The sequence below is a fragment of the Sporolactobacillus sp. KGMB 08714 genome (genome assembly GCF_036598985.1).
Classification (GTDB): domain Bacteria; phylum Bacillota; class Bacilli; order Bacillales; family Sporolactobacillaceae; genus Sporolactobacillus.
In genome coordinates this window covers 163,249-177,099 of sequence record NZ_JAUUBW010000001.1, presented here as the reverse complement: position 1 = coordinate 177,099, position 13,851 = coordinate 163,249, and the positions used below count along the sequence as shown (strand labels likewise).

The window sequence follows — 13,851 nt, the reverse complement described above, 5'->3', positions numbered from 1 at the left end:
TCCGGATATAAGCCTTGCGAGCCGGGAAATGCCAGATGCGTCCGGCAGAATGCGGCGGCATAAGCCGTTGCAAGCGGCGCCTGCCGAAGCGGGCAGATTTCCTGAAGCGTGATACCGTATTCAGCGATTTACATCCGTCCGGCCCATATTCATGCCGCCCGGCAGCCCGGGCAGGCAAGTCCGGCAGCACGTCGCTGCGCGCCGCCTGTTTCGTGCCGGAGGCAGGTTCGAAACCGTGCCGCCGGACATTTTTCCCGCTTGAAATTACAATCCGTTAACGATATTTTCCGGCCTTTTGCCTTCATCCACACGCCTGATATTCGTCCAGGCAAACGTGTGCATCTTTTTAAAGGCCTGTTCCGTCACTCCGCCGATATGAGGCGAAAATGTGATTCTCTCGGAAATCTCTTCCGGCAGATGCAGAAGTGCGTTATCCGGCCGGACAGGTTCCGGTGAAATCGTATCCAGCCCTGCTCCGGCAATCAGCCCTTCTTTCAGAGCGATAATCAGGTCGTCCTGATCGACCACTTCTCCCCGCGCCGTATTGATCAGGACAGAGGATTTTTTCATCAGGCGAAGGCGGTTCAAATTAATAAAATTTTTCGTCTCGGCATTCGAAGGCAAGTGAAGGCTGATAATATCGCATGTGCTTAGAAGTTCATTGAGCGGCAAATAGTCGGCCCGCAGCTCACGCTCCCGCTCTTCCGGAAGCCGGTGCCTGCTGTAGTAGCTGACTTTTGCCTCAAAGCCTTTGAGCCGCCCGGCCGTTTCCTGTCCAATGGCGCCCATGCCGATAATGCCGACATGGCAGTTCCAAAGCTCTCGGATTCCTTCCAGGCTCCAGTTGCTTTTGGCCTCGATCTGGCGCGCCTCCCGCACCATTCTGTCGCCCTCCACCGTTCGGCGCAGCACCGCCAGCATGAGCAGAACGGCCTGTTCCGCGACGGCCTTGCTGTTTGCTGCGGCATTATTGCAGACAAAGACGCCCTTTTCCTTTGCAGCGCGGATGTCGATCCAATCATAACCGACGCCCTCTGACTGGATCATTTTTAAATGAGGCATCGCATCAATTAATTTCTTTCGGACTGGCTGCATCGCATCGGCAAAAATCACATCGGCATCGCCGCCGATTGTCAACAGCTTCCGCGTATCGGTTTCAAAATCCGCAAAGACGAGTTCCCATGATTCCGGTATCGCCGCCAGATCGGAAAATCTTTCTATTCTTTTTTTTAACGTCATCAGCAGAATCTTCATACTTGTTCTCCCTCCCGTAATTTTGCTCAATTGAAATAGTCATTCCATTTTTAGATGCGATCTATTCAGAAGGCTCCGGCACCGCCTCCTCCGGAAGACGGTCCGCCGCCAAAAGATGTACCGCTCCCCGTATCTCCTGACGCCGCCGGGTCCGTCGCTGCAAAATAGTAAAGAAAACAGCTCGGGTAAAAGCTTGCGGCTGTTACATCTGCCTGCTCCATCCAGGGAGCCGTCATACTTGGTTTCATCAGATTTTTATATCCATAAATAAATGATTGGCCGACATTTAACGAAACAGAAAGCGCGAACAGATGGTCCAATTGAGCTTGAGTGACGGATGGCTCCGTATGCGGCCGTGATATGTCTTCTTTCCATTTCTTAAGCATCCGCCGTTCCGCGGCTTTATCCGGGCGCCATTTTTTACTTGGGAAGAAGCCAAATAAAATTGAAGCGGCAAGGATAAATAAAGAAGCAGCAACTTTGAGATCCGGATCATGAAGGCTCATCAGTTCAAAAAAAGCAGCGGCAAAGAAAACATAAAATCCTGCCTTCCACCTTGGAGAAATGAAATAAATAACAAACGCAGCAATCAACAGGCCGGCAAGGACCATGTTCAGGCCGGTCACCGTCTTTGACTGTGTCGCATCGATCCGCCATAAACAATTGGCAAAGACGAAAATACCTCCTGTAAAAATAAGGGCAATAAGCGGAAAAAATTTCATCTTCGGCTGAAACAGATCTCTGGAGAAAGGTGCTTCCTTCTTCAGAAGGTCCTTCCAGACCGTGAGCTTGCTTTTAAACCGTTCAGCTTTTTTTTGATAGATTGCGAGCACCTTCCCGGACTTCTTTTCCTTCCCGGTCGGCCCGTAAATCTGATCAAGGGTAAATCCGGCCTTGCCATCATACTTCGAGGTGAACAGCCAATTTATTAAATAGTTTTCAGCTTTTGTCAGTTTTACCGTTTGCTGTTTTCGCGTGAACCTTATAGTTTTCTCAGGAAAATCTTTGTCTTTTTTGTACTTTTCATGAATCGGAACGACAGCCATATCGGCAATATTTTTCCGCACAAGAGACAGCAGCCCCGCAATGATTGCGTCATTTGAGAAGCGTAATCGATGATCCAGATAATGAGCGTAGAGCGGATCCATTTTTTCTAAAAAATGCAGATCAATGTCAGAAGGGCCGGCCGGCCGTCGCAGACGTCGGATCAGCAGCCATACGGCCGAAACAAGAAAGAGGATCCATGTTAAATCGTTTAAAAGCCTCTTAGCGGCGGCCACATAGCCCTTTCGGTGGACCAGCCTCTGCTGAAAGGCGTCTTCATTTTTCTTTAATGCCATGTACCGATCGATGTCATGATCGGTCGACTTCTGGGGAAAATAGGCAGACGGAAGAAGAAAATGCGTCTCCGTCGATTCTCCAGCCGGGAGACGGTTTATCGTGTAGGCATAATAGTTTTGCTGCTTTGTCAGAACGGCCTGACCGGAATAATCGTATAAATATGCATTTACCTGATTGTTCAGCGTTCCGGGAAACTGATAATGAATGGATAAGTGCTGTAAATCCGTCCGGTTGTCATGATCAAAGAAACTGTAATTGATAAAGGCGGCATCACGGGACTTGCTGACCACATTTTTTACAGTATAAACATACAGGATCTTCTTTGTTTCATTCACCGACCTTGTGTAAATTTTATATGTATGGTCTTCTAAGGACGTTTTTAAAAGATTTGATTCGTCGGGTTGAAAAAAATCCCCGTTCTTTGAAATCAGATACGCTTTAAAGCCCGTGATATCGGAATTTATCGAACGGGTCGTTCCATTGAAAGAGCCGTGAAACGTGTAATCGTAAAGTTCCTTCACCTGCATTGAACCATCCGGCCGCACAGCGGCATGAATAGCCACCTGATTGATCCGGAATGTTTTATTTTCCCCGGAACCGCTGCATCCGCTTACAAGCAGCAGAATTAACAGGAAGAGAACAGGAAAGATTCTTCCCTTTTTCATCGCTTCACGACCTTTCCGCTCTTTAACATCATACCGTGAACAGCCATTAAATCGGATTATTGCCTGATTCTGTCAATTGTCTGCTTTTCTCTGAACAGGGCCTCCAGCTGCCTGCGTCCCGGCCGCACTTCAGCCAGCTCCTTCATCACGTCCATCCAGGCCTTCTGGTGGTCTCCCCCTAATGATGAAAAAATTTCTTTCATTTGTTCCTTTTGCACCCGGCTCAGTCCCTGTTCCAGCCGGTACCCTTTCTCGGTCAGAAACAGCTGCTTATATCGCTTATCGAATTTTGCCTGCTCCGACTCAATAAATCCTTTCTCGTACAGCTGCCTCAAAGGTACATTGACCGCCTGTTTTGACACTTCCAAAACGGTAAACAGCTCGTTCACCGTAATACCCGGGATACGGGCGATAAAAAACAGAATACGGTGATGCACCCTTTGAATTCCGTACTTCGCGATCATTTGATCCGGTTTTTCAGTAAATGTCCGGTAAGCAAAATAAAATAGCATTAATACTTCATTTAGTTTCTGCTGTTCATCATTCAAAATGTTTAGACTCCTTTCACTTCGGAATAGTAGTATACCATAAAGTTGCGCCTTCTTCCTTATCATTTTGCATGAATTGAAAAAATCAGGCGTCCTATTAGGTCAAGTATGTTGACCTAAATGTATTTTTGCCTTACACTGGTTTTATAGGTCAATGATGTTGACCTATAAAACCAGATTTTTTTCTGCCTGAGACCTGTTTTGTTCCAAACGAAAATTTTATAAAGCGAGGCGAAGACAAAAGATGAGCGGCAATTATACAATCGGACGATATCTCATTGACCGGCTGGCGGAACTCGGCATTCGCGACATTTTCGGCGTGCCGGGCGATTATAATTTATCTTTTCTCGATGAAATCATCGAACATCCCGCCGTCAAATGGATCGGCAATTGCAATGAGCTGAATGCGGCTTACGCCGCAGACGGCTATGCACGGATACACGGAATCGCGGCACTCGTGACGACATTCGGCGTCGGCGAACTGAGCGCCGTAAACGGGATTGCCGGTTCTTATGCGGAACAGGTGCCCGTCGTTAAGATTACAGGCTCCCCTTCAAGCAAGGTCGCCCGCGAAGGACGAATCGTTCACCATACGCTCGGCGACGGCCAATTCAATCATTTTTCACGGATGTACCAGGAAGTCACCGTCGCACAGACGACGTTAACGGCGGAAGACGCACCGCAGGAAATCGACCGTGTTTTAAAAGCATGCTGGGCCGAAAAACGTCCGGTCTATATTAACGTTCCCGTCGATATTCATTCACAGCCGGCCGCGCCCCCCGCCGAACCGCTGCTGCAGGATGAGAGCAGGACCGATCCGCAGCACCTTCAGCAAATGCTGGAGTCGCTCGTCCCGGTCATCGAACAGGCCAAATCGCCTGTAATCCTGGCAGACTTTCAAGTATACCGCTATCATGTCGAGGAAGAGCTCAGGCATTTCGCTGAAAAGACAGGACTGCCGGTGGCCACTCTGAGCATGGGAAAGGGCGTCTTTAATGAAGAACATCCGCAGTTCATCGGCGTTTACAGCGGAAAAACGAGCACGCCTTATGTAAGAAAGTGCGTCGATGAATCGGATTGCCTCCTTAGCATCGGCGTTCGGCTGACCGATTCGATTACGGGCGGATTCTCGCAAGGTTTCAGCGATGACACCGTGATTCACGTGAATCCGGATGACGTGGCTTACCAGGATCAGCGCTTCCAGAATATTGAGATCAGAGAAACGCTGAACCGTTTGGCGGATTCTCTCGCCGCACGGAATAAAAACACATTGGCGATAACGCCTGCAGCCGAACAGGAGAAAACGGGCCGCTCGCCATTTTATGTCGCAGCCGATCAGCCGCTTGTTCAGAAACGGTTCTGGGAAATGGTGCAGCTTTTTATTCAGAAAAACGACGTCGTCATCGCCGACCAGGGAACGTCTTTTTTCGGTTCGGAAACGGTTCCGCTGAAAGAAAACGTCACCTTTATCGGCCAGCCGCTGTGGGGATCGATCGGCTATACGCTGCCTGCCTTACTGGGCACGCAGCTTGCCGACCGGACAAGACGCAACATTCTGCTGATCGGCGACGGCGCCTTTCAGCTGACATTCCAGGAGATTTCAACCATGATTCGTCAGCAGATTCATCCGATCATTTTTGTCATTAATAATGACGGATATACGGTCGAAAGATCCATTCACGGTCCGGACGCGGCCTATAACGACATCCAGATGTGGAAATACGCAGAGATTCCTGCCGTTATCGGAAGCAGCGAATTTGTGAAAAGCTATAAGGCAGCCACTGAAGGCGAACTCGAAGACGCGCTTAAAGATATAATTGTCCATCCTGAATCCCTAAGATTCGTCGAAGTCGTCATGGGCAAAATGGACATGCCCGAGCTTTTGTCCGAACTGGGCAAAGTGTTTGCTGCGCAGAACAACTAAGCCATACCCGATCTGATAAGATGGTCCCATTATCGATTGATAGTGGGACGCTTTTTTTACTTTGAAGAAAAAAGGCCGTCCCCTCTTTGCGGATCCTCACTTTATCAGCCGCTTTTTTTGACGTGGTCTCTTTTTGTTCGAAAGGCCAGCGCTTTTTCGGCTTAACATCCGCATGAACGCTCCATTTCTCTGCCGGCTGCCGGCAAATCCGCTGTTTTATACGTCTTTTACAGCAGCGGCTGTCGTCTTTCCCATGCGGTTCTTTGCCTCCATGTGCCGGCCGAAATAGGTGGCGGCAACAATCAGAAGCCCGCCCAACCACTCCTGCGGGGAAAGGCGCTCACCGCCCAGCCACACAGAAAAAAGAGCTGAGAACAGCGGCTCCGTCCCCGTCAAAAGACCGACTCGCGTGGAAGAAGTCCGCCGGATCATGATGAGCTGAATATAAAAGGCAAGCAGCGTACAAAAAAAGGCGAGATAAGCGGTTAACAGCCAGAACGGCAACGATAAGACGGCCGAATCGGGCAAGCGCCCCGAAGGCAGAGAGAAAATGCCCATTATCACGGCTACGACTCCCAATTGTATGGTTGTCAGCGCGCCGGAATCCATAACCCTGCCCTCCGTCAATTTTTGTGTCACCGACATTTGAATAGCGCGCAATAACGCGGCAATCAGAATCAGGGCATCGCCGGTATTGAATTGATATCCGCCCTTCATCGTTAGCAGGAACGTCCCGAAAACCGAGAGCAGCACTGTACCGAAGATACCGGCGCGGAGCCTTGTTCTGAACACGGCCGATTCGATCAGCGGGGTAAATACGACGAATAGACTAATTAAAAAACCGGCGTTGGCTGCCGAAGTAAAATGAATACCCCATGTTTCGGATATGAAGATGCCTGAAAGAAACAAGCCGAAAATAATGCCGGACAGCCATGTTTGCTTCGTCGCTTTCACTAATTTTCTCCAGGTCAGGGCGACCATCACGAGTGACGTAAGCAGAAATCGGAGAAACAGAAAAGTGAATACCGCAACATCCGCCAGTACAATTTTTGTTGCAAGATAACTGGAGCCCCATACAACGGCTACAAAAAGTAAAGAAAGATCTGCGAGTCGGTGATTCTCTCTGTTCATCATCTCTTTTCTCCGACAAGAAAGCTGTAAACTTCTTTCATCGGCCTCAGCCAGTTCTGTCTCATTAGCGACGCCGCTTTTTCAGCCTGATGCTCTTCGAATGCCTGAATTAAAGCTCGATGCTCTTTCAGAGACTCTTTCACAATCACGAAATCTCTCTTTAGAAAAACATATTTAAACCGCCGGATGTGCAACTGCAGTATCGAGGAGAAGTCGGTAATGTAGGGATTGCCAGCGAGCTCGACGATGTAATTATGAAACTGTTCATCGCTTTCCATCGCTTTAAACTGTTCCTGACGATCGATAAGCTGTCCATATTCGTCAGCCATTTCTTTCAATGTTTCAATTTGTTCCGCAGTCACGATTTTGGCCGCTTCTTCGGCAGCCAAAGCGTGCAGAGAAGCCAGAGGCGGATAGATTTTCAGGACATCTTCTTTTTTGATCTCCGTCACCCGCGTTTCTTTTCCCGGCTGCATCTCAATAAAACCCTGTACTTCTAAAAGCTGCAGAGCCTCTCGGATCGGTGTTCGGCTGATACCCAGCGCCTTCGAAATTTCCGAATCGTATATTTGTTCACCCGGTTCAAGCGTTCCATCAATGATCCATCTTTGCAATTGATTGAATGCTCTGTCTTTTGCCAGCATCCGGATCGGTGAAGAAAAATTCTGAGGAATAGGCATTTCTCTTACCTCCTTGTATGCAATATATTGCATACATATTATACAGCCGCACTAATAAAATGCAAATAAAGAGATCCAAAAGGAGAAAAAGGCCCCTATTCGATAAACGTACCGACAGTCATGACGCTCCGGCAGATTGTTTTATCAGCAGGCTGAATATAAGGACTTCATCTCTATTTAGCTCGATAACGGCAATGCTGCGGAACCTATCCGCGTCTCCATTATTCTTGCATCATTCGACTAGCCGTTTCCATCATAAAGGTGATGCAGACTTTCACCAGTTTCTCACTCAAATCTTTCTTAACGATTACTGTTCTTCATCGATATCCATCAAGATTCAAAAAATGATCCATAAAAACAGAGGACAGGGCTATTGAAATTGATGCATAAATGATAATCTGGTTAGGGGAGTATGAAATCTAATCAAAGTGGGAGGACGACTACATGATCGTTGTGACAACGGAAAACATTCACGGCTATAGAGTCAAAGAGGTAAAAGGAGAGGTATTTGGGCTGATTGTCAGGAGCCGCAGCCTGGTCGGCAACATCATGGCCGGTTTACGGAGCCTGATCGGCGGTGAAATTCATGAATATACGGCCATGCTCGAAGACGCCCGTCAGCAGGCGATCGACCGCCTTATTGCCAATGCCGAAGCCACGGGAGCAAACGCCGTTGTGATGATGCGGTTCGATTCGAGCGAAATCGGACAAAGCATGAGCGAAGTTCTGGCTTTTGGAACAGCCGTTATTGTTGAAAAAGAAGAAGAATAAACGTCCTCCCGATCTTTCGCTGCAGTATCCATGATATTTTCCGACATCCGAAGGCCAGACTCGCCAAAAAACACCCGCAAATCCGGCAGGTGTTTTTTATCCTTTCGATACCAACGGCGGATCTGTCTTCTGAATGGCCTGTCTGAAGAATAATCAGACCAGAAAGACCGTCCCTGATTAATGGATCAGCCGCGGCCGGAGTTGGACCCGCTGGTGTGTCCGTTTTATCGATCATGCCCGGGAGTTTATCGGCCATGGAGGGGGCCTATCGGTCGGTAAGCGCCGTTGATCGGTCATGGTGCCGGATCTATCGATCATGGCCGGGAGTTTATCGGTCGGTGTGTCCGTTTTATCGGTCGTTTGAAGCCGTTGATCGGTCGGCGCGCCGGATCTATCGATCATGGCCGGGAGTTTATCGGTCGGTGTAGAGTTTTATCGGTCATTAGAAGCCGTTGATCGGTCGGCGCGGGATCTATCGATCATGGCCGGGAGTTTATGAGCTAAGCAGAGCGCCCATCGGTCGGTAAGCGCCGTTGATCGGTCGTTACATCCGTTTTATCGGTCGTTTGAAGCCGTTGATCGGTCAGCGCGGGAGTTTATGGATCGTGGAAACGCTCTCCGTCTTTGGAGAGATTGACGGTTTCAGAAAAAGTCGATCATCATCTGACGGCACAGCGGGAAAATGAGCGAAAGGGATACTCATATTAAATAATTTCTCCGTTGATCCGGTCGGCGACCCATACGCCGTCACGCCTTATAAACCGCCAGCCTTCTGTCGCCGTATCGCGGCGAAACCGGCTGCCGGCAAGCAGCTTTTTGGTAGCCGTATTGATCCGGTAATCAATCATTTTCCCTGTAATCACTACCCGAAGATCATCTTTGCCCGCTGAAACATAGACGGCGCGGATAGCGACAACATCCACAAGAGCGACCACGTTGCGTTCATTTCTTTCAATCATCTCATCAATCAGCCGCCTGTGCTCTTTAAGCATCGCTTCCGACATGTAGCTTTTGGCTGCATCCGGATCCTGTCTGGACCAGGCCTTTTGAATCGCGGCATAACATGCCGTGATCCGATTGCGCAGGCTCTTATCCTTCCAGAATGTGATGTCTCTCCGTGTCGGATTTTTAATGCGGTAGAAGAACAATCCTTTAAACGCTCCTTTCCCGCCAAACAGAGAGACCCCAAAGAAAAGGAGAAAAATCAGAAAATCGATCGGGGGATGCGGGAACACTTCCGGCGTTCATAAAACGTCCGGGTCCGGAAGGCGGCGTTCCTCCACCCGTATTTTCACCTTGATCCGATACCCCTCCCCCGCCTGTTCCGCCGCCGACGCTTCCCGCTCCGCCGCCACCGGCCCGTGCATAAGCGACGTGAACGTCCGCCGCTGCGGTTCCCACACTTAAAAGGATCAGAAAAATTAAAGAAATGATTTTCAGCCGGTTCATGCTTTCACTCCGCCGTACCTTTAAGATTACTTAAACTATACTCCCCGCGATTCAATTTATAAAGAATGATTTAGCTTTCCTACATGACGTGTTTGCATTTTATAAAACCCCGTCATCCTTTGGATTGAAAACTCGCAAAAGGCAATAAAAAAATCGAAACGAAAATCGAGATTGACATTCGCTCCGATTTATTCAAGCCCCTTTTTACGTGCAGACAAAAAGTTAAAGATCTTTTTCAGCCTTCAGAAGAAACGCGGCATAGGGGACGGTGCAGCGGTGCCGGAACCGTACCAGTAAGGCGGACGTCCCGGTGGATACGGCGGGCGCGGCGGATAAGGCCGCGGCGGGTAGGGATGTGCCGGATAAGCAGTTTGATAAGGATGTGCCGGCGGGTAGGAATGTGCCGGGTAGGGCTGCACAGGGTAAGGCATGGGCGGATAGGGCTGCCCGGGATAGGATGCGGGCGGTGCAGTCATTTGCCGTTCCTGAGGGAAGTCCAAGTCGTCGGAATAATAGGTTGGATCGATCTCTCCATAGTCCCGGCCCGGCTCATAATAAGAAGGTATTTCATTCATGTATTTCCAGCCTCCTTGGGGATTTGCCCCGTTGTTTCACTTACACCATATGCCCATGCCCAATACCTGTGACAATTCTGGGCGCGGACCGCTGTAAAAAAACATCCGCACCCCTTTCCGATCCGGCAGGTGCAGACATCTTTTTAATTCTTTTCTTTTTTGTTTTTAGCAGAAAAAACTGTCGAATAAAGTTTATATCCGCCATCCAGATTTTTGACTTTATAACCCTTCTGGGAAAGGATACGGGCCGCAAGATAGCCGCGCAGCCCCACCCGGCAAGCAACAATGATCTCTTTGTGCCTGGGCAGTTCATCTATTCGCTCACGTAAACTGTCCAGCGGAATGTTCGCCGCTCCGGGAATCGTTCCCTGTTCATATTCGCTTTTCGTCCGTACATCGATAAGCAGACTGCCTTCACGGATTCTCTGATCGACTTTGTTCCACTGAATGGCATCGACTTTATGTTCCAGTATATTCTGTGAGACGTAGCCGAGCATATTGACAGGCGATTTGGCCGAATTGAACGGCGGCGCGTAGGCGAGCTCCAGTTCGGTGAGGTCATAGACCGTCATCTTCGCCTTAATTGCGGTTGAGAGCACATCGATCGTCTTATCGACCCCCTGTTCGCCAACGGCCTGGGCGCCGAGCAAGCGGCCGGCCGGGGATTCAAATAATAATTTTAATTGCATCGACTGGCTTCCGGGATAATAGGTTGCGTGATCATAAGGACTGGTATGAACCGTTTCATAAGCGATTCCGGAGCCTTGCAGCTGTTTTTCATTCAGACCGGTCACGGCGGCAGCCTGATCAAACACGCGGACAATCGACGTGCCGAGCGTTCCGGCGTAATGCCTTTCGATTCCGCTAAGTATATCGGCAACCATCCGTCCCTGCCGATTGGCCGGCGAGGCGAGCGGGATGACCGCCGCAGTTCCGCTGACGAAATGCCTGACCGAAATAGCGTCGCCAATCGCGTAGATATTCGGATCGCTGGTCTGCAGCCGATCATTGACCACGATTGCCTGCCGCGTGCCAAGCTCAAGGCCGGCATCGGCGGCAAGGACGGATTCGGGACGGACACCTACGGATAAAATCGTCAGATCCGTCTCCAGCCTGCGGCCGTCATCCATGACAACTGTCGCTCCGCGGTCCTCGAATCCGGTAACGGTCCTGCCTTTGAACAATCGGATATGGCGGGAAACGAGCTCCCGCTCAATAGCAGCAGCCATCTCAATGTCCAGCGGCGGAAGGATTTGGCCGGCCCGCTCGATTACAGTCACTTTTAAACCGCGGCGATAAAGATTTTCCGCCATCTCCAGGCCGATAAAACCGGCACCGACAATGACCGCACGCCCGGTTTTATTTGTCTCGATCATTTGGACAATCCACTCGGCATCCGGAACATCTCTCAATGTGTACAGGTTGTCCGCTTCTCCGGCCCCCTTCATAGGGGGTACCACCGGTTTCGCGCCCGTCGAAAGAATCAGCTTGTCATAACTCTCATCATAAAGGTAATCCTGATGATTAACTGTGACTTTTTGATGCTGACGATCAATCTTCAACACTTCGCTTTCGATACGGACGTCTAAACGGAACCGATCATAAAGTTTTTCCGCTGTCTGAACAAGCAGCGCTGAGCGATTCTGAATCACTCCCCCGATATAATAGGGGAGTCCGCAGTTTGCAAAAGAGACATAAGGCCCTTTTTCCAGGACGATGATTTCGGCATCTTCGTTCAACCGGCGCAAACGCGTGGCCGCGGACATGCCGCCGGCGACTCCGCCCACAATCACAAATTTCATCTGCATCCCCTCCTCATTCCATACTTCCTGTCCAGTTCATCATGCCGCCGCTCATATTTTTCACCTTGAATCCGTTAGCGGCCAGAATAGCCGATGCCACTCCGCTTCTGCTTCCGGACTGGCAAACAATAATGTGCTCTCTCGTTTTGTCAATTTCGTCCATGCGGAATTGAATGATATTGACTGAAATATTCTTTGCTCCGGGAATGTGCCCGCCGGCGTACTCGATCGGTTCCCGGACATCGATAATACTGACATCCTTTTTCCCGTTGATTAACCGTTCAACTTCTTCGGGAGTGATTGTTCCATACATCCTATCTTCCTCGCTTTGTTCTATTTTCAGCGCATACAGGCCATTAGCGTTATTATACCCTATAGGGTATATAAAAGTCTATGAAAAAGTCTGACGCCGACGATTTAGTCGAGATTCTTTCCGGCAGTCCGTCCAGGTACACGATCCACAGCTGTCATTTGACATCACACTATGCCTGCAATCCGCCTCCTGATTCGTCATTCGTAAAATTTCCTGAATTTGTCCGCCGATCCGTTTCAGACGATTCTTCATCGGCAGCAGATCGTCCATCTGCCGGCCTCTTTTATACCCACAAGGGTATATTAATCAAAAGAACATCTTTCGTCAACTTTATTGACCGACATTTTTCTCCAAGCCCGCTCCATATATTAACCTCGGCAGGGACAGGCGCTTCAAGGTACTCCCCCTGCACAGATTCGCTGCCCGGATTGTCCATTCTCTGTTCTCGTCATGTCCTTGTTCGGGTCGGCGGCACTCTGATCGGAAGGACTGCCGTTTACATTTGTGCTCCCATTTCTCAGGGAACATTTCATCTGCCCGGAACCGCTGAGACTTTGCGGAACCGTCTGGTTTTTTTCTTTTCTTTTTCATTTTTGATGTTCTTGTCTTTCTCAGCTGCATAGCCCTTTTTATTCCCGATGCTCTTCTCAGCTTCGCCAAGAAAGATGACAGCTGCCCCTGCAGCCTGTGCCCATCCGCCCTTAGTTTCGAGCGGATCGATGTAAGACAGCGGCGCAACACTTTTTAGCCGGCTGTTTCTGCCTAAAGCCATGATAAAATTACCCAGAATAATGATCATATTTCCAATAACAAGGGAGTTCTTTTTCCACACATTTTTATCCGACAGAATAATGATCCCTGCCAGTATCTGATTTATATTATTGACCTGAAATAGTTTTAATCTTTTATATGGATCCTGCAAAACGATGAAAGCGTAAATGACTAACACATAGCCAAATGCCTGAAGCTGCGTCCCCATTTTGTCGGGGGTTCCTCCGCGCAGGAACTCCGCATCCAGCGCATCTCCGTTAATTTGCACAAGGCTCCCATAAAAAAACAGCGACTGCTGAGCCTTAGGCGTTAAACCAAGCGAAGGAGTCAGGCCCGATGCCACCATAACCTTTCCAAGAACGACTGAAAACAGCGCGGTAAGTTTCAGCGTTTCATTTTTCGCTTCCATGCCTTCCCCCCTTCCCGGTATTAAAAGCATATTCCTCTTCTCAAACGAAAGACAGGGCGAAAGCCCCGGCGTTTATCATTCAATTAATGCGGGTCACTGTCCCGTAAAATAATGATTGGCAGATATTCCCGTTATATCTATCGGCAATCAGGATAAAGCAAGTTTTCAGGCCGGGACCGGATGAACAGTTTCAATATTGGATCGCTTATTTTCGTCCG

General features: G+C 49.3%; 13 protein-coding genes. 2 read left to right on the top strand and 11 right to left on the bottom strand.

All coding sequences use genetic code 11. From position 1 onward, the window contains the following. Positions 1–264: 264 nt before the first annotated feature. The 3 genes from Q6A92_RS00830 to Q6A92_RS00820 form a co-directional block, all read right to left on the bottom strand. Complete coding sequence (locus Q6A92_RS00830; protein WP_332236725.1) at positions 265–1,254, bottom strand: 2-hydroxyacid dehydrogenase; 990 nt, start codon at positions 1,252–1,254, stop codon at positions 265–267. 65 nt (positions 1,255–1,319) lie between these two features. After that, positions 1,320–3,260 (bottom strand): DUF2207 domain-containing protein, encoded by a 1,941-nt coding sequence (locus Q6A92_RS00825; protein ID WP_332236724.1) that lies wholly within the window; start codon positions 3,258–3,260, stop codon positions 1,320–1,322. A gap of 56 nt (positions 3,261–3,316) precedes the next feature. Beyond that, complete coding sequence (locus tag Q6A92_RS00820; protein ID WP_443029668.1) at positions 3,317–3,772, bottom strand: MarR family winged helix-turn-helix transcriptional regulator; 456 nt, start codon at positions 3,770–3,772, stop codon at positions 3,317–3,319. 280 nt (positions 3,773–4,052) lie between these two features. Here Q6A92_RS00820 and Q6A92_RS00815 point away from each other — a divergent pair, with 280 nt between their 5' ends. Continuing rightward, positions 4,053–5,732: an alpha-keto acid decarboxylase family protein gene (locus Q6A92_RS00815; RefSeq protein ID WP_332236723.1), complete on the top strand. Its 1,680-nt coding sequence runs from the start codon at positions 4,053–4,055 to the stop codon at positions 5,730–5,732. Positions 5,733–5,948: 216 nt separating this feature from the next. On the opposite strand, the gene Q6A92_RS00810 is transcribed toward Q6A92_RS00815, so the two are convergent. Together Q6A92_RS00810 and Q6A92_RS00805 are read right to left on the bottom strand one after the other, a co-directional pair. Further along, positions 5,949–6,866 carry a DMT family transporter gene (locus tag Q6A92_RS00810; protein ID WP_332236722.1) on the bottom strand — a complete coding sequence of 306 codons (918 nt, stop codon included), beginning with the start codon at positions 6,864–6,866 and terminating at the stop codon, positions 5,949–5,951. Continuing rightward, positions 6,863–7,543, bottom strand: a complete 681-nt coding sequence (locus Q6A92_RS00805; RefSeq protein WP_332236721.1) for a GntR family transcriptional regulator — start codon at positions 7,541–7,543, stop codon at positions 6,863–6,865. The genes Q6A92_RS00810 and Q6A92_RS00805 overlap by 4 nt, the downstream gene beginning before the upstream one ends. A 444-nt stretch (positions 7,544–7,987) precedes the next feature. Here Q6A92_RS00805 and Q6A92_RS00800 point away from each other — a divergent pair, with 444 nt between their 5' ends. Further along, complete coding sequence (locus tag Q6A92_RS00800) at positions 7,988–8,314, top strand: YbjQ family protein (RefSeq protein ID WP_274400104.1); 327 nt, start codon at positions 7,988–7,990, stop codon at positions 8,312–8,314. A 704-nt stretch (positions 8,315–9,018) separates the two neighbouring features. Here Q6A92_RS00800 and Q6A92_RS00795 read toward each other — a convergent pair. From Q6A92_RS00795 to Q6A92_RS00770, 6 genes are all read right to left on the bottom strand, one after another. Further along, positions 9,019–9,462 (bottom strand): TIM44-like domain-containing protein, encoded by a 444-nt coding sequence (locus Q6A92_RS00795; protein WP_332236720.1) that lies wholly within the window; start codon positions 9,460–9,462, stop codon positions 9,019–9,021. Positions 9,463–9,466: 4 nt separating this feature from the next. Continuing rightward, a complete protein-coding gene (locus Q6A92_RS00790; RefSeq protein WP_332236719.1) occupies positions 9,467–9,763 on the bottom strand; it encodes a hypothetical protein in 297 nt (98 codons plus the stop codon). Positions 9,764–10,481: 718 nt separating this feature from the next. Further along, on the bottom strand, positions 10,482–12,140 hold the full coding sequence (locus Q6A92_RS00785; protein ID WP_332236718.1) for an FAD-dependent oxidoreductase: 1,659 nt from the start codon (positions 12,138–12,140) through the stop codon (positions 10,482–10,484). Positions 12,141–12,153: 13 nt separating this feature from the next. Further along, on the bottom strand, positions 12,154–12,453 hold the full coding sequence (locus Q6A92_RS00780) for a rhodanese-like domain-containing protein (RefSeq protein WP_274400097.1): 300 nt from the start codon (positions 12,451–12,453) through the stop codon (positions 12,154–12,156). Positions 12,454–12,531: 78 nt separating this feature from the next. After that, positions 12,532–12,705, bottom strand: coding sequence for a metal-sensing transcriptional repressor (locus tag Q6A92_RS00775; RefSeq protein WP_332236809.1), 174 nt, complete (start codon positions 12,703–12,705; stop codon positions 12,532–12,534). 277 nt (positions 12,706–12,982) lie between these two features. Continuing rightward, positions 12,983–13,633, bottom strand: coding sequence for a DUF6944 family repetitive protein (locus Q6A92_RS00770; RefSeq protein ID WP_332236717.1), 651 nt, complete (start codon positions 13,631–13,633; stop codon positions 12,983–12,985). Positions 13,634–13,851: the final 218 nt, after the last annotated feature.